The organism is Lacticaseibacillus manihotivorans DSM 13343 = JCM 12514, from assembly GCF_001435035.1.
Taxonomy (GTDB): Bacteria; Bacillota; Bacilli; order Lactobacillales; family Lactobacillaceae; genus Lacticaseibacillus; species Lacticaseibacillus manihotivorans.
In genome coordinates this window covers 1-15,622 of sequence record NZ_AZEU01000040.1, presented here as the reverse complement: position 1 = coordinate 15,622, position 15,622 = coordinate 1, and the positions used below count along the sequence as shown (strand labels likewise).

Annotated in this window: 19 protein-coding genes; 8 read left to right on the top strand and 11 right to left on the bottom strand. The window is 46.9% G+C overall.

Annotation, left to right across the window (positions count from 1 at the left end):
- Nucleotides 1-584: 584 nt before the first annotated feature.
- On the bottom strand, nucleotides 585-1,910 hold the full coding sequence (locus FD01_RS02700; RefSeq protein WP_054717852.1) for a GGDEF domain-containing protein: 1,326 nt from the start codon (nucleotides 1,908-1,910) through the stop codon (nucleotides 585-587).
- An 18-nt stretch (nucleotides 1,911-1,928) separates the two neighbouring features.
- Nucleotides 1,929-2,417, bottom strand: coding sequence for a hypothetical protein (locus FD01_RS02695; RefSeq protein ID WP_056962497.1), 489 nt, complete (start codon nucleotides 2,415-2,417; stop codon nucleotides 1,929-1,931).
- 119 nt (nucleotides 2,418-2,536) lie between these two features.
- On the opposite strand from FD01_RS02695, the gene FD01_RS02690 reads away from it, so the two are divergent.
- Nucleotides 2,537-3,313 carry a hypothetical protein gene (locus FD01_RS02690; RefSeq protein WP_054717857.1) on the top strand — a complete coding sequence of 259 codons (777 nt, stop codon included), beginning with the start codon at nucleotides 2,537-2,539 and terminating at the stop codon, nucleotides 3,311-3,313.
- 30 nt (nucleotides 3,314-3,343) lie between these two features.
- Here the strand turns inward: FD01_RS02690 and FD01_RS02685 are convergent, their stop codons facing one another.
- From FD01_RS02685 to FD01_RS02675, 3 genes are all read right to left on the bottom strand, one after another.
- Nucleotides 3,344-3,706 carry a bacteriocin immunity protein gene (locus tag FD01_RS02685; protein WP_054717916.1) on the bottom strand — a complete coding sequence of 121 codons (363 nt, stop codon included), beginning with the start codon at nucleotides 3,704-3,706 and terminating at the stop codon, nucleotides 3,344-3,346.
- Nucleotides 3,707-3,795: 89 nt separating this feature from the next.
- A complete protein-coding gene (locus FD01_RS02680) occupies nucleotides 3,796-4,533 on the bottom strand; it encodes a response regulator transcription factor (protein ID WP_056962496.1) in 738 nt (245 codons plus the stop codon).
- Nucleotides 4,533-5,828, bottom strand: coding sequence for a GHKL domain-containing protein (locus tag FD01_RS02675; RefSeq protein WP_054717865.1), 1,296 nt, complete (start codon nucleotides 5,826-5,828; stop codon nucleotides 4,533-4,535). Before FD01_RS02675 ends, FD01_RS02680 begins: the two co-directional genes overlap by 1 nt.
- Before the next feature lie 185 nt (nucleotides 5,829-6,013).
- Here FD01_RS02675 and FD01_RS02670 point away from each other — a divergent pair, with 185 nt between their 5' ends.
- The 3 genes from FD01_RS02670 to FD01_RS02660 are packed head-to-tail and all read left to right on the top strand — an operon-like array spanning nucleotide 6,014 to nucleotide 6,884.
- Nucleotides 6,014-6,361, top strand: coding sequence for a bacteriocin immunity protein (locus tag FD01_RS02670; protein ID WP_054717868.1), 348 nt, complete (start codon nucleotides 6,014-6,016; stop codon nucleotides 6,359-6,361).
- A gap of 14 nt (nucleotides 6,362-6,375) precedes the next feature.
- Nucleotides 6,376-6,636, top strand: coding sequence for a bacteriocin immunity protein (locus FD01_RS02665; protein WP_054717871.1), 261 nt, complete (start codon nucleotides 6,376-6,378; stop codon nucleotides 6,634-6,636).
- A gap of 11 nt (nucleotides 6,637-6,647) precedes the next feature.
- Nucleotides 6,648-6,884 (top strand): hypothetical protein, encoded by a 237-nt coding sequence (locus tag FD01_RS02660; protein WP_054717874.1) that lies wholly within the window; start codon nucleotides 6,648-6,650, stop codon nucleotides 6,882-6,884.
- Between the two features lie 77 nt (nucleotides 6,885-6,961).
- Here the strand turns inward: FD01_RS02660 and FD01_RS02655 are convergent, their stop codons facing one another.
- The 4 genes from FD01_RS02655 to FD01_RS02640 form a co-directional block, all read right to left on the bottom strand.
- Complete coding sequence (locus tag FD01_RS02655) at nucleotides 6,962-7,240, bottom strand: bacteriocin immunity family protein (protein WP_054717886.1); 279 nt, start codon at nucleotides 7,238-7,240, stop codon at nucleotides 6,962-6,964.
- Between the two features lie 193 nt (nucleotides 7,241-7,433).
- Nucleotides 7,434-7,859, bottom strand: coding sequence for an Rrf2 family transcriptional regulator (locus tag FD01_RS02650; protein WP_054717889.1), 426 nt, complete (start codon nucleotides 7,857-7,859; stop codon nucleotides 7,434-7,436).
- Nucleotides 7,856-8,704 carry an SDR family oxidoreductase gene (locus tag FD01_RS02645; RefSeq protein WP_054717892.1) on the bottom strand — a complete coding sequence of 283 codons (849 nt, stop codon included), beginning with the start codon at nucleotides 8,702-8,704 and terminating at the stop codon, nucleotides 7,856-7,858. The genes FD01_RS02650 and FD01_RS02645 overlap by 4 nt, the downstream gene beginning before the upstream one ends.
- Nucleotides 8,705-8,777: 73 nt before the next feature.
- Complete coding sequence (locus FD01_RS02640) at nucleotides 8,778-9,827, bottom strand: Mbeg1-like protein (RefSeq protein ID WP_054717895.1); 1,050 nt, start codon at nucleotides 9,825-9,827, stop codon at nucleotides 8,778-8,780.
- 55 nt (nucleotides 9,828-9,882) lie between these two features.
- On the opposite strand from FD01_RS02640, the gene FD01_RS02635 reads away from it, so the two are divergent.
- On the top strand, nucleotides 9,883-10,416 hold the full coding sequence (locus FD01_RS02635; protein ID WP_054717897.1) for an AAA family ATPase: 534 nt from the start codon (nucleotides 9,883-9,885) through the stop codon (nucleotides 10,414-10,416).
- Here the strand turns inward: FD01_RS02635 and FD01_RS02630 are convergent.
- Nucleotides 10,413-11,642 carry an MFS transporter gene (locus FD01_RS02630; RefSeq protein ID WP_056962495.1) on the bottom strand — a complete coding sequence of 410 codons (1,230 nt, stop codon included), beginning with the start codon at nucleotides 11,640-11,642 and terminating at the stop codon, nucleotides 10,413-10,415. The two genes, FD01_RS02635 and FD01_RS02630, sit on opposite strands and share 4 nt — an antisense overlap.
- A 172-nt stretch (nucleotides 11,643-11,814) precedes the next feature.
- Nucleotides 11,815-12,966: an aminotransferase class I/II-fold pyridoxal phosphate-dependent enzyme gene (locus tag FD01_RS02625; protein ID WP_054717899.1), complete on the bottom strand. Its 1,152-nt coding sequence runs from the start codon at nucleotides 12,964-12,966 to the stop codon at nucleotides 11,815-11,817.
- 150 nt (nucleotides 12,967-13,116) lie between these two features.
- On the opposite strand from FD01_RS02625, the gene FD01_RS02620 reads away from it, so the two are divergent.
- The 3 genes from FD01_RS02620 to FD01_RS02610 all read left to right on the top strand — a co-directional run bounded on the left by FD01_RS02620 (nucleotide 13,117) and on the right by FD01_RS02610 (nucleotide 15,549).
- Nucleotides 13,117-13,347, top strand: coding sequence for a heavy-metal-associated domain-containing protein (locus FD01_RS02620; RefSeq protein ID WP_054717902.1), 231 nt, complete (start codon nucleotides 13,117-13,119; stop codon nucleotides 13,345-13,347).
- A 16-nt stretch (nucleotides 13,348-13,363) separates the two neighbouring features.
- Nucleotides 13,364-13,927 (top strand): ferritin-like domain-containing protein, encoded by a 564-nt coding sequence (locus tag FD01_RS02615; RefSeq protein ID WP_054717905.1) that lies wholly within the window; start codon nucleotides 13,364-13,366, stop codon nucleotides 13,925-13,927.
- A gap of 185 nt (nucleotides 13,928-14,112) precedes the next feature.
- The gene (locus tag FD01_RS02610) at nucleotides 14,113-15,549 is read left to right on the top strand and encodes a hypothetical protein (RefSeq protein WP_056962494.1); all 1,437 of its coding nucleotides are present in this window, start codon (nucleotides 14,113-14,115) and stop codon (nucleotides 15,547-15,549) included.
- The last annotated feature ends 73 nt before the right edge of the window (nucleotides 15,550-15,622 follow it).

The following is a 15,622-nucleotide window of genomic DNA, read 5'->3' as shown; positions in this document are numbered from 1 at the left end:
AACACCCTACGAAGTTTTCTATAATGAGACTTTGCACTTAATTTGACAATTCACCGTATAAAAATAGACGCCTGCGCAAAATCATTTTTTGCGTGAGCGCCGATCAACTGGATCGGCCGAGAGTTTGTTTACTGAAATGAAATCAGGGTGCAAAAAAACACCCGCCGGAAACGACCAGTGTGAAAGTAGCGTTAAGCCACGATCGCACTGATCACCTTAATGGCTGGTGTGCTCAGTAAATTTTCTCGGTTAAATAAGTTAAATTGGGTCAACATGGCAATTCCTTTCGGCACAGTGATCACTCACTGGCAACGACTACCGGAATAGACTTCCGGTTGGAATAGTCAGGTCAATGACAGCGTCCCATCAAACTGTCACCTAAACTATTCGACGAACACATCAGCGTGTGGGACCACGTTAATGCTAATAATCGCCGAAATAATAATGCTAGTGTGTTGAATGCTTGCGTTGATCATGAGCAGTGGCCCCTTTCGTTTAATGTGTTCCGTTTAGGAATTGTGATCAGTATAGCGGGTGGTTTGCTGAGTCGTCAAGAGGAAATTTCATTTTGTTTTAATTTTTATCTAACCTAAGCGCGGTAATTCTGGTTGGTCAAAGGCGTAACCTTGCACGTAGCGGCCTTTTAACACGTTGCGAACGTAATCGGCATCGACCGAATTCTCGATTTGATTAAAAATCACATCGACTTCAAATTTACGACAGCGTTGATACCAAGCCACCATCGCCGCTTCGGCTTCAGCGTTATCAGAGAAGGCTTCGCGTAAGCCGTTCAGCGAGATATTGAGGCCATCGACCAGGGGCAAGATTTCGGCCACTTGATCGGCATCTTGTTGCAGGTGTAACACATCAGGAATAATGCGGATATCGTATTTTTCATAACGCGGCCGCACCTGTTTTAAAGTTTCAGCACTGGGCAATTGGCGTAAGTTGACCCATAACAGACTCGGCGCGTCAGCTTGAGTTAAGAATCGACCTAACAACTCTGGAATATCAGGTTGGGCGAATTCTTCGGCGTTGAGATAAATCGACATGCGCTCTTTGGTGTTCATCAGCGCGGCTTCTTGCATAAAGGCCAGTTGGGTGCGCAAAGGTTCAGGGCGCATCATGGTTTCCCAACGGTCTTGATCGCGACAGTAATGCGCCAATAAGACTTCGTTGGCGATGACTTCAAGATTGTGCTTCACATCAACTACGCGCTGGGTGAAGTAAGTATAAGTTTCCATTGCGCGTTCTGGCTTCATGTCGGCAACGGCTTGACCAAAAAGGGTAATGGTATCGCGGCCACGTTGTTTGGACTGGTATAAGTTTTTGTCCGCGCGGGCGAAAAGATCATCAGCGCGCGCGTCAGCAAAGGTCAATTCTGCGATCCCGCAAGATAACGTACAAGGAATTTTATACTTATCAGCGACGAAGGGATGCGTGCGCACACCTTGCCAACAAGCCCGTGCTAACTCTAAGGCCGCTTCGGCTTTGGCATCTGGGCAAACAATGGTGAATTCTTCGCCACCAGTGCGGTATAAGGTGGCTGCAATGTCTTGTGAGTTGATGGCGCTTTGTAGTGTATTGGCAATTCCGGTCAAAATCTGATTGCCAGCTAAATGCCCGAAGTGATCATTGATGGCTTTGAAGTGGTCGATATCCATGGCAATGATCGTCAGCGGTAAGTCGTCGTGATGTGCTTTAGCAAACACTTTGGCAAACTCGGATTCAAATGCGGCAAAACTTTTGGTTTGTGTTAAGGCATCATATTCAACTTGATAGGCATTGGCTTGGCTTTGCAGTTCTAAGCGATGCGCGTGCGCCAAAAAGACCCCAGAAACCGCAATGGCCACTGTTGAAAAACTCAGCGCTTCTAAGCGGATCATCCAAGTGAAGTGAAAGCCCCGCATATAAGTTGGTAGCGTCAGTTAAAACATGGCAGCCACTGTCCAAATCGCGACAATGTGGCGGCCAACATGAAAGCGGATCGCCGAGCGGTAAAACCACACCACGATCGACCACCCAGCAAAAAAGGTGATCATGATCCAAAAATTGAGACTGCCGATTTCGGTGTGGTAATACCATAAGCCCACCACAAACAAAATGGCTAAGCGGGCGATGTATTCCCAAAAGTCGGTATCGGCATCAAACATGACGAAGGTCAATACAAATACCGTGATCGCATTAAATAACAATCCCGAGTTTGGCATATCGCGAGCAGCGCTCACAGCAAAAAAGAGCAATGCTACAACACTTGCTAATCCTGGGACCCAAATCCGCCACCAAATACCTTGCCAGGTGTTGCGCGGAATCGCGATGGCTTTTTCCCAGTTACGATTTTGATAATTGACGAATCCCGTCGTGAAAAGAAGCATCATGACGGCTTGTGCGGTGTACAATAAAAGTGCGTGAACCATGTGTTTGCCTTCCCCCTTGGCAAATTTGTCACTGTTCTCCAGTATATCATTAGAATTCGGTTAAATTCAATCGCGTCGCTTGTGCATGCTACACTTTTTGTGAAGAAAAGGAGTTTGAAATGACAATTTCACATCAGATCAATACGTTAGCCAGATTTCTAGGGCCGCGCGATGTGGTTGAACTGACACCATCAGCTTTTCAGAAAACACTCGGCTATTCGCAAGTTGACGTCTGCGCATTGTTCGGCGGATCGATCATTGCTGGCGTCGATGTGCTGGCTGATGCCATCACGCATCAAGTGGCCAAACACTATGTGATCGTTGGGGGATACGGACACACTACCGAGAAATTGTTTGCTCAAGTGGCGCAGTTGTATCCTGAGGTGACGCCAGTTGAAAGCGAATCCGAATTATTTTCACAAGTGTTGCAGCTGAAATACGGGTTAACGGTGGATGCTTTAGAGACGAAATCGACGAATTGTGGCAATAATATCTCGAATTTATTAGCTTTGGTGGCAGATCGTGGCTGGCCATGTGAGTCGGTGTTGTTGATGCAAGACGCGACGATGCAGTTGCGGATGCATGCGACGTTAAGCCAGGCGGCGCCTGATATTCAAGTGGTGGATTATGCAACGTATCAAGTGAAGGTGTCAGAGGACTTGCAGTTTCTTGCATCACCTGAAGGCATGTGGTCACTGCATCATTATTTGACGCTATTGTGTGGAGAGCTCCCACGATTGCGTGATGATGCACAAGGTTATGGACCAAAAGGGAAAGGTTACTTAGCACATGTCGATATTCCTGAGCAAGTTGAGCAAGCCTGGCAAGCATTAGTCGCCCAAGATTCAACTTTAAATCGACAAGCAAATCCGCAGTTCAAAAGTGCGATTAAATAACAAAAATCCCGATCGTGTGATCGGGATTTTTTAATGCCGAGGCATCGGTTCGAAAATACTGTAAAACTGAGATTTATCCGAAAAATCCGCCATATATAACCCATTCCAGCCAGCTTTTTGACCGATGACGCTTAAATCAATGAGTAGTGCTTCTTGATCTCTAGGATAGTGCAATTTACCGGCGCTGGAACGAACCCGAATATAATTGACTAAACGATTGACCAAAGCTGGCGGATTTTTGACTTTGGTGATTTTCTTGTGGACTTGGCCTAAAACATCTAAAATATCGCGCATTTCTGGTGTTTGGTCTGGCCGTGCCGCTAATAATGGCGTCAGCAGTTCAATATCATGTTGCGTTTGGGCAGCCAATTGTGCAGCTTTGATTTTTGACATCACATTCACCTCAACGATCTTGACGGCTAAAGCGTAACGCGAAAAACCACCGGCAACGCAATTGGCGATCAACGTGGGCAATCAGTCAATTAACGTTCAAGTAATTGTTTGCGCAGGCTGGCAACTTTGCGAAAACTGACATCGGCAGGGGCGGCTTCAGCAAAAGTCAGCTGACGCTTTTTGGCATCAAAAGCAGAGACTTTGGCCAAGTTGACCAAAAAACTCTTATGGCAGCGAAATAGTTGCGGATAGCGGGTTTCATAGTCATTGAGGTTGCCGTGAAATTCTGCAGTTTCATGGTCGCTGATTAATCTTAAGGTCCCAGGATCTCCCGGCACAGTCATCAAGTATGAGATTTCAGCTAAATCAACGGCATGAATGATCCCAGCTAAGGTGTAAGTCACTTGATCTTCGGCATGGGTCAAGCGTTGGGCAATGTCGAGTAAGTCTTGGTGGATCATAGCAGCACAAGTGTCGGCGGAGAGGTCTTTTTGAATCAAGTCCAGCGGCATGATCTTATTGGTGACGATCAATAATGCTGATTCAGGATGATTGGTCACGAAAATAATGTCAGCAGCTGGGACATGAGCGCGAATGAACGTCGCTAAGTCGATGCCGCTGATTGTCGAATTTGCAATTTCGATATCAAGGAAAAAAATCGCTGCATGCGGTTTTTCTTCAGTCAGTTCAGTCATGATCGCTTGCGGGTCAGCAGTCGCCAATTGCAATTGAAAAGGAAGCTTTTCGATCATGATGATATTTTTAAGCTGTTGCGTGAGAAATTCACGATAAATGGGGTCGTCTTCTAGTAGGTAAAGATTTTGCATTAAGCTACCTCGATCACTAAAGTAATGGACAGTTTGCCTCTGATCACCCGCTTCATCATTTTCAAATGATGATTTTGATGGGTGAGTGTGCGAATATTGGCCCAGCCTTGACCGCGGCCGACGCCTTTGGTGGTATAACCCGATTGATTCAAACAGGCCAGTTCAAAGTCTTGAGGCACCGAGTTGATCACCGTGAAAGCCAAAGATTGCGGGGATTCGACTAATAAAGCATCAACTTCACCATGAGCGGCGGTGGCTTCAATGGCATTGTCCAATAAAATACCGATGATACGTAAGGCATCCAGTAAATCCTCATTATCTTGAACGTTGATCGTGCCACTGGTTTGAATGTTTAATTTGATTTGGCGGTTGGCCGCTTGCGTCCACTTTAAATACAGCAAGCTACGCAAAGGTAAAGTGACCACGGCACTAAGCGCTGAGCGATTCGGTTGGATCTCATTTAATGTGTGTTGGGCCTGGGCAAGCACTTGCCGCGTTTGGGTGGTGTCATTGCCAGCGCCTGGATCAAGGGATAGTTCAAGGGATGCTAAGACGTTTTTATAATCATGCAGGATCTTTTGCGTGTGGACTTGTTGGGCTTCAAGATCAGCGTAGTATTTGGTCCGCGCGGTTTCTGCGGCTTGCAGTAATTTGACTTGGTTGCGGGCTTCTAAGGCGTGGTTTAAAAAGAAGAACGCCGCGAAGTTGCTAGCAATCATGAAGAATAAAATACCTAAAACTAGCGCTTGGGCATTAAGGGTCCAAGACAACTTATTTGCAAGCACGTCGGTGGCGTAAATGATGGTACAAATGATCAGCGAATAGCCGACAAAAACCCGCCGGCTAGCAGGGTCGGTGTATAGCGTTTGCTTCAAGGCTCGTAGTTGCTGATCAAAGTGGTGAACGGCATAAATAATTGCGATGATCACCACCAAGTTGCTTGAAACCGTCAAAGCCATATCGATCATGTCCAGTTGATGCGTTGCCGGGGAAAGTCGGATCATGCGCGGGAAGGTCAGCAAATTGCGGTAGAAAATATAGCCGTCGATCAGAAACAAAAAACTGATGATGGCAGGGGATTCATGGCGTTTTAATAAACTTAGGATGTAAATCATGGCAAAGACGAGTTCGCCGGCAGTGCTAAATCCCAAAGAAAATAAAGTTGCGAGTAGCCACCATTTGACGGCATAACGCCATTGAATCTGATCAAAGATCAGTTCAGCCTGCACGATGAAAATCATGGCGAACTGAGGGATCACTTCCAACAAATAGGTGGGGATGGTGACATCGATCATGAATAAGCGCCTCTAATGTTTTGAACTTTGCGTAACATTCTATTTCAATTATATAGTTTATCATGGCCGATAAAGGATGAAATGAGAGACGTTAATCGGTTCAACGATGACGTTAATAATTATGTTCGGATATTTTGATCGGTGCAGTTATACTAAAAGGGTCAAAAAGGATTGGGGATGAACAGATGGAAATTCGGGAAAAAGCGCAAGCGCAGATCCATGATTTATATAATGATCTGATGCAACGCGAGCAAACACCGGCATTGATCGATATTACCGATGTGTTGTTGCAAGTGTATAAAAAACTTGATACCGTCAAAAATCCAGAGGTTTGGGTGAACCGCTTGGTGAATTATATTTATATCGTCGGGAAGGCCAGCAACGTCGGCTTCAATCGTCAAGAAGAAGCGATGTTGATCGCATTAGGCGATATTTCCAAGCTTGCCGGATGGAATGGTGGCAACCGTGCCGCCTTCAACGACAAAATGCAATTTTACGGGCCGCTGGACCCTAAGCCGGCACGTTTTCCATAAAAGAGGGGTTGCAGATGGCAGCAGACTTTGATCAAATCGTCGCGTTGGCGGAAACGGCGTTAAATGATCCAGAAATTTCAAAAGATCCGCAACTGGTAAAGCTGTTGACGAAAATTGGTGAAGCCGCCATGAATAAGCAGTATTTCTACGATGATCGGCGTAAATTTCAGCCGACGGTGTCGATGTATGCTTTGGCCCATCATCACCACCTGCCGCCAGTGTTGTTGACGTTGTTGAAAGTCGTGCAAACACCCAATGCTTGGGGTGGCTTTTAGGGGGAATTTAAATGACGAGTGAACCATTTCGAATCGGGACTGGCGAGGCGGTATTGGCCAGCGCCGAGATCATTGCATTGATCACGATGTTCTTGTTATCAGCACCTTGGTGGGCGTATGTCGTGGTGACGATCGCAATCGCGTTAGGCTTTGGTGCTGGTCGCCTTGATGCAAAAACTGAACAAAAAGAGCCTAAGAGTTTTCGCAATGGGGTCGCGTTTCGACCTTGGCATAAACATGAAAATTAAAGTCAACCAGCCGCCTTTGACGTGAATGCGTCGAAAGCGGCTGGTTTATTTTTAGAGCGAACAGCGGAAATCTAGGCTTACAATCGCGTCAACCCCGCTCCTCTTTGAGCGCCTGCACCCACGTAATTGTTTTGAAGCCAGGCTAATAATTCGATACCACTAGGGGACAAATGCTGTTGAACCGCTAATAAGGACAGTTTGATTTTCAACAAGGCAACGACATGGGTATCATCTTGATGATGTGCGAGGTCATTGATTGCTTGTTTCAGTAAGCCAATTTCTTCAGTGGCTTGTGAAGGATCGTTTAAAGCCTGCGAAAGTTGTGCTGATAATTCGATTGTATTTGGTTGACGCATGATCAAAGCCTCCGTTTATTTGCTGTGGTCAACGACTGACACGTATAGAATAGGCTGGCAAGGCACTGATGCGGATAAATCGCGATGAACGTCCATATCCTCAAGATTAACGTTAGCAAAATAACATCAAAAAGCCAACCTATCGCGTTCCAAAATTTCGAAACGCGATAGGTTGGTTTTATCAGTGTGTCGCTTAGGCATTGATTTTTGCTTGCAGATCTTGAATGATCTCCGCTAAAGAGACGTTCGCCATTTCCGCTTCTGCGGCTTGTTGCACCCGATCATACACACCATCTAACGTTGCTTGAATGTTGCGACCGACTGGACAAGCCATGCTGGTTTTGGGATCGACATGGAGCAACTGTTGTGAATCGTCGATGGCGCGATACACGTCAAGGAGGCTGATGGTTTCTGCCGGTCTTGCTAGACTTGCGGCACTGACGCCAGGACGCGTGATGAGCAGGTCGGCTTTAGCGAGTTGAGACATTAAGCGCCGTACCAAGCTCGGGTTAGATTCAATGGAGCTGGCGATCATGGTACTGGACACGTCGCCGCCTTGAAAAATATCGACAAAGGCCAAAATGTGAATCGCATCAGAAAGCTTGTGGGAATATTTCACGCCAGAACCTCTTTGATGGCATCGGCCAATGGCGTCAGAGGATGGCCGAGTACTTGCGTCAAGTCATCGCTGGTTGGCTGTAACCCACCTTCGCGGATCAAGGTTTGGAAGCTGGTGATGAGTTCGGCTACTGGTTGTGGCAAGCCGGCTTGCTTTAATCCGGCTAAGTATTCGGCGTCAGTGACGGGTTTCACGTGGAACTCACCCGCAATGCCTGCTGCCAAATCTGCATAAGTGCGTGGCGTGCCCGCAAATTCATAAATTGCTTTAGGTGCAGATAAGGTCATGACGCGAGCCGCAGCTTCGGCATATTCGCGTTCCAACGCCCAACCCGCTTTGCCATCGCCAGCCGCATAAACGAAGCCTTTGCCGTTAGCACCAGCTTTTAAGGTGCTGGATTCATTTTCTAAGTACCAGTTGTTGCGCAAGAAGCTGTGGGCGATGCCAGACGCTTCGATCATCGCTTCAGTGGCTTTGTGATCAGCGGCTAAGCTGGCTGGATTAGTTGGGGCTTTTGGAAAGCTGGTGTAGGCGATGAATTTCACGCCAGCGGCCTTTGCGGCATTGACGACATTTTGATGTTGGTCAGCGCGCGAAACCGCTTGGCCAGGTTGGCTGGAAACAAACAATAACTTGTCGATGCCAGCTAAGCTTTGGGTCAAGCTGGTGACGTCATCGTAATCGCCTAGACGCACTGGCACATCATTAGGGACTAGCTTTTTGGCCTTTTCAAGGTTGCGCGCTAAGGCAATCAGCGCATCGCCTGGTTGTAAGAACTGATGTAACGCTTTGATCGCGGCTTGACCGAAATGGCCAGTTGCACCTGTGACTGCATATGTTGTCATGAAAATGCCTCCTGTGTTTTATAAAGTAACTTGTGACTTAAATTGTAACACCGATCATCAAAAAAACAAGCCATTATTTTTCTGGCTTGTTGTGCGTCGGCTTTGGCACGTTATCGATAAACGCTTGTGCTAACCCATGCGCGGCGGTTTTCCACGCGCTGCGATCGGCATCTTTTAAACCGGATAAAATCGCTTTGGCTGAACTTGCGGGTTGTTTGGCCAAGTCGGCAAAGGTTTCTTGTTCAGTGTTTTGCACCACTTGATAAGCGGCGTCTAAAGCTTGTTGCTTGGTGTTGTCATCGAGATTGGCGACCCATTGATTCAACAGTTTTTGCGCATAACGCGAGCGGACATCTAATGCTGGTAAATAAACAAAATCGCGTTGGCGGGTTTCCCAGGAGAATAGATCATGTTGGTTAAACCCGCTGGCTGTACTGTGCACCACCGCGAAATCTTGACTCGGGTCTAAAATGATCCCGATCAAAGATGACTGCGGAACGAGTTTTAAAATTTTCGGATCAGGCGGCAAGGGGTGCTGCAGCCCAGGGCCGTCTAAGTTATAAACCATTTGAACATATTTTTGCAGCTCACCGGCATGGGCAAAAGCAAAGGTCGCCAAATTACCGCCTTTGGAGTGCCCGCCGAGGTAATAATTTCCCGGGTAATAATAGGCAATTTCTGCAAAATATTTGCTGGCTGCGAGTTGCGACGGAATCGCATCTAAGAAAGTGAGGTTGAAATCTTCTTTCCAATCGACAAAGCTGGCGCGCGTTCCGCGAAAACTTAAATAGTAAGTGTCAGGCGTTAATTGAAAAGTAACCGCAGAAAATTGTTGTTGACGTTGCGAATCGAATTCATCGACTGCGGCTAACCAGTGAACATTTTGATAACGCGGTGTTTGAGTTAAGGCCGTGAGCAGTTGCAAATTGCGTGCTTCTTGCCAAGTGCCGGCGATCATGGCTTTCGCGTCAGCTTGCGTCAGGTCGCCAAGCCGTCCGTAAGTCTGCGACCCAAAGTTACAATAAGCCAATTGCGCCAAAATTGCGGCATCGACGATCGACATGGTTTGCTGGTCAAAGGTGACGCCACCGAATTTGTTCAAATAATCAAAATAATCTGCCATATGCTCACGTCCTTTCTGCTATAGTTTAGCATGGAATTTGTAAAGGGGTGAGCTTATGAAATTGATGGTGATCGGCAGTCCTGGTGCTGGCAAAACCACCTTGATCCAAAAAATCATCGCACAAACCGGCTGGCCACTGTTGTCATTAGATCATGAATGGCATCAAAGCGACTATAGCGACGAGGCAAAAATCAAGTTTCGCCAAACGCAACAACGATTTATGGCCGAGCACGATAATTGGGTGATTGATGGTAACTATACCGGTAGTATGGATCTGCGGCTGGCTCAGGCGGATACGATTTTGTGGTTGCAAGTGCCACGAGTGGTGGCCATTTATCGGATCTTGAAACGCTCTTGGCGGTTTAAACATGATCGTCGGACGAGACCGGAGATGCCAGCTGAGTTCGTTGAACATTTTGATGCAGATTATCGTGAATTTCTCAGTTTTGTCTGGCACTTCAAACGCGACAACGTTCCAAAATTACGACACCAAATCGCTAAAATACGCCCAGATCAACAATTGATCGTCGTGCGCAATGCTAAAGATAAACAGCGTATTTTAGCGCAAATAAAAAGTCGCCTTGATTAGGCGACTTTTTTGTCGGTGCGTTGTAAAAGCTGTGGTTGGCTGACCCGCAAAACGATCAAATTGATCAAAAGTAACAAGGCGGTAGACATAAAGACGACATTATAGTCGAAGACCCCAGCAATCGCCCCACCAAGCAGTGCGCCAAACATATTACCAAGCGCTTGAAACGACTGATTCCAAGAGAAAATCGCACTGGTGACATTGGCTGGCGTGTTTTTCGTCAATAAGGTTTGAATCGTGGGAAATAATCCCGCATCGGATACACCGACTAACAAGCGCAACACCCCTAGGCCGATGACACTGCCGATAAAGCCTTGCGGGAAATACACGACAACGGCAAATAAGTAACAGCCGATCAACACCCGTCCGGAACCGTGATGATCCCCATAACGGCCTAGGCGCGGTGCGGCTAAAATATTGGAGATCCCAGGCAACGCTGCGATGACCCCTGCTACCACTGTGATCGGGCCGACACCGTGCATTAATTCTTTAATGTAAAGCGCAATGATCGGCGAAATCGATGCATTCCCAGTTTGCACGATCATCGTGGAGACTAATAAGGTGAGGATCAGTTTCGGATCAGCGACTTGTTGAAGCAACCCTTTTTGCTTGGTGCCTGCAGGTTGTGCTTGTGGTTGGAACGATTCAGTCACCATAAAGGCGGACATCAGGCAGACGATCACCAATAAGCCAGCCGTGATGAAAAAGGTGTTCCGGATGGAAAAGACTTGCGCCAATACCCCGCCGACGATCGGGCCAAATAATGTCCCGGACACAGAACCAGTGACTAATGTCCCAAGCGCAGCCCCAGCATGTTTGCGCGGGGTTTGCGAAGCAACTAAGGCTTGGGCGTTAGGAATGTATCCGGCAAAGAAGCCTTGAAACAAGCGGGCAAAGAACAGTGCCCAAACATTGGAACAAAAGCCCATGATCGTCATCGACACCGCGATCCCAAGGCTAGCACGGATCAACATCACTTTGCGCCCGGTGCGATCAGCCAAACGCCCCCATAAAGGGGAGACGATGGCAGTGACCAAGAACGTGACGGCATAAATCGCGCCACTCCAAAAGGTCAGCTGTTGTTTGGTGAAGTCACCCATTTGGCTGACATATAGAGATAAGAATGGCATGATTTCAGAAAATGCGATTCCGGCCACAAAGGTACAAAACCACAACACATATAAATTTCGTTTCCATGGGCCATTTGCCCGCGTTTTGTCGTCCATTTGCGACCCTCCTAAAAAACAATATTTTTATATTATGACACTAAAAATTACAACTGTTAAGGCGCTTGAGACCAGAAAATAATGACAAGTTCCGCCTTATCGGTGTGATTGCGCACAAAAAACGGCTCTTGCTGATCAAGTTGATCAACAGGAACCGTTTTTCATGAAAAGGTTAGTGGGTCTCAACGAAATGCGTCAATCGTTCAACGGCTTTATGCAAGTTCTCTTCACTAGCCGCATAACTCATGCGCACATAACCTTGGCCAACCTCACCAAAGGCAGTGCCTGGAATGATCGCCAAACGGTCGGCTTTGGCCAAATCGGTACAGAATTTCTCTGAATCTTGGGCAAAGCGTTCAGGGAGTTTGGCAAATAAGTAAAAGGCACCTTGGGGATCGATCGCAGAAAAACCGATTTCCTGCAAGGCCTTTAATAAGTAGTCGCGGCGTTGTTGATAGATCACGCGCATTTTCGCACCATCGTCTTGGCCATGTTCCAAGGCTTCGATGCCTGCGATTTGGGCCACAGTGGTCGCTGCAGTGACCGTATATTGATGGATCTTCTTCAACGCTTGGGTGATTTCGGCCGGCGCAAGCAGGAAGCCGATCCGCCAACCAGTCATCGCATGCGACTTAGATAAACCGGAAATAATCACCGTGTGGTCCCAAGCGTACTTGGCGATTGAGACGTGTGGGGCACCATAAGTCAGCTCAGCATAAATTTCATCGGCTAAAATCATCAAATCATGCGCAACACAAGCCTGAGCCAGTGCTTGAAGTTGGTCAGCGTCATAAGTGATACCAGTTGGGTTGTTTGGATAATTCAAAATGATCCCAGCGATATGGTCATTTGAATGTGCCGCGATGGTTTGATCGATCATCTCAGGCGTCAATGAAAAGTCGTTGGCGCGGGTATCGATGATGATCGGTTTGATGTGGTTAAGTGTCAATAACGGAATATAGCCAGGATAAACCGGCACTGGCACTAACACCGCATCACCTGGCGTAAACAAGCCTTGCAAGGCGATTGCGATGGCTTCGGTGGCGCCAACAGTGACTAGAATTTCATCTTCTGCACGATAGTCAACGGCATATTTATCATGCCAAGTTTTCGCGACGGCTGCGCGCAGTCGGGGATCACCAGCGTTGGCGGTGTAATGAGATTGGTCGTCATCAATGGCTTTGATCGCCGCTTGTTTAATATGGTCAGGGGTGTTGAAATCGGGTTCGCCTAAAGTTAAGCGCACCATATCAGGAATGCCGGCCACCGCGTCATTAAAGCGGCGAATACCAGAAATCGCAATGTGATCAAGGGCTGGGTTCATGCAAAAGACTCCTTTTATCAACGTATTGCATTCAGTGTGGCGGTTTTGAAGAAATTTGTCAAAACTTGACGCAAACTTGATATAGATCAAGAACTATTTGCTCAAACCTCAGTACACTGTATTTGTAATCAAACGAAGGGAGTCATCAACATGAGTAAAAAAATCACGATGCAACTGGACGCTTTAACTTGCCCGTCTTGCTTAACCAAAATTGAAGCCGCTGTAAAACAACAACCTGGTGTCGATAACGTCAAAGTGTTGTTCAACGCTGCCAAAGTAAAAGCAGAATTTGACGACACCAAAAATTCTGCTGAACAATTAACCGATGTCGTCACTAAACTCGGCTACGAGGTCCAAAAAACCAAAGTCAAAGATCTTTAATAGGAGGAATCATCCCATGTCCGAAGCAATCGAAGCCAAATATCAAGCAGAAATCAAACAAGCCGATATCGATCATCACAAGCCTACTGCCGGTGCCATGACCGGCCATATCGTCGCTAACATGTGGTATTTAGACGTGAAGTATCATCAAATTCTCTGGTTTGTCCGCGGTCCGCAAGCTTTCCTACTTCAACAAGTTTATCGCGACTTGATCGCTCAAAATCGCGCCCAACTTGACGACTTAGCCGACGTCTTGTTGGATGAAAACCAATTACCACCATCAACCGTCGATGAATATACACGCTACACCAAAGTTGAAGAAGATGGTCGCTTGAAGTATGAATCCGCCGAAAACATGGTCGACACCACGGCACATGATTTAACTGTTGCCAACTTGTTTATCGATCGCGCCGTCAAGCTTGCAGAACGCGAAGACCGTCCTGCCATGGCGCAAGCATTGACCAAATTGCGTGGCGAAAACAATCGCAACATTCGCCAGTTGCAAGCATTCCTTGGCAAAACCGCTTGGGAAGGCTTAGTTGAAGAAGACGATGACGATGATGATGACGACGAAGATTAATTAAATCCCTCGGCCAGCCCCCAAAAGTTTTGCTGACCACTAAAATCCGCCCATTGTGTTTGGACTTGCGAATAAAATACAACTAGATCAGCTTCATGATCTAGTTGTATTTTTGTATAAGCGTATTAAAAGAATGACTGGCATGGTTTAATAGAAGTAACAGATAAAAAGGGAGTTTGGAGAAAATGAAAAAGTGGGTCCATGCACATCCAAAAGGCTTTTGGGGGAGTTTAATCGCACTAATCGTGGTTGTGATTTTAGTCGGCATTGGGTTGTGGCACAATCATACGCAACAACTGGCTATGGCCAAAGTCGATCAAGCACTGACAACTGCCGAAAGGACTAGTCGTAAGCTCGATGTTGCAGTGGTCAAGCGTTGGGCTAAACCGAATGTATATATTAAAACCAGCACCACTGCGCAACAATTGAAAGATTTAAGTGCTTCGGGCAAAAAACTGATCGCCAAGGTCAAACCTTATCGGACAAAACCAACGGCTGAAACGCGCAAACGCTTGAAGCAACTTGATGCGGCGCAATCCATGCGTGCCGTTAACGTGCGCCGACTCCAAAAAGCCCGCAAAGCCACTAATGCCGTCAATGCTTTGGTGATGCCAGAAGCACTCCTTGATACCAAAGTCGATGATACGGCGATGATCGTGGAAGATACAGATCAAGCAGCAATCACCAAGGCTAAACTTAAAGTCGCGGATACGAATCCTGAGTTAAAACAAACCTTGACGAAAGTCCTGACAACTTGTGCGGCCCAACTCAAAGAACGCAGCGAATTGAAAAAAGCGATGGCAAAGATTGCCAAGGGTGGCACGCTCAAAGCAGATGTGACTTTAGCTGAACTAAAAGCCTTCCAAGCCTTTTTGAAACAAATGACCTATCCCAAATTGGCAGAAGGGGATCAAACCTTGATCCAAGGCGTTCAAAAAGCCATCGACGCCCAAGATACCCAAAAGATTCCGCTCACTGAATTACAGCGGCGTGCGTTTTATGCTTATAGCCAAGGCAAAGACTTGTCTGCGGCTTATGTGGACAAAGCCAAGTCACATTTTGACGGTGAAACTTATCTTGCCAGCATTTGGGGCATCTATTTGTCCGGGACTGGTTTATCAACACATGAAATGGCGACGCTGAAAATTTCCCGCAATGGTGACTACACCATGACCGGACGTGATGGGGATCGGCATGGCAATATCTTTAAAGACATCACCAAGCAACAGCTCGATGCCATGCGCTCAGATGTCACCAAAGGCAAAGCACCTAAAGCCAAGCCATTGACACAAGTGTTCACCAGTCCCAAAGCTTTTTACGATTGGGGGATCGCGCAACTTGATGGCGCGCATGATCCGCATTTGACGACGCAACAAACCAACGTCAAAGCTGAGTTTAGTTTGATGCGAGACCAGGAGCTCAAAGATTTTTCAGTTGAAGCTGTTTATGACGTGGAATTTGATTATGGGACGGGCCAGTCGGAAGTCGACAAACAAATCGGACACTTTGGGCGGATGGTGTTAGCCAAAGACGGAACTGTTTATACTGGGATGCCGTTAGGGGTGCTCGGGGTCAACACGCAACTCACCGCCCAGGTCCAAGAAAAAAATTATGCAGAATAAATAACAAAAACGGAAGCGTGATGTGAACCCATTAGGTTGGACAATTAAATAACTTGGTTATGCAGCCTCTTGA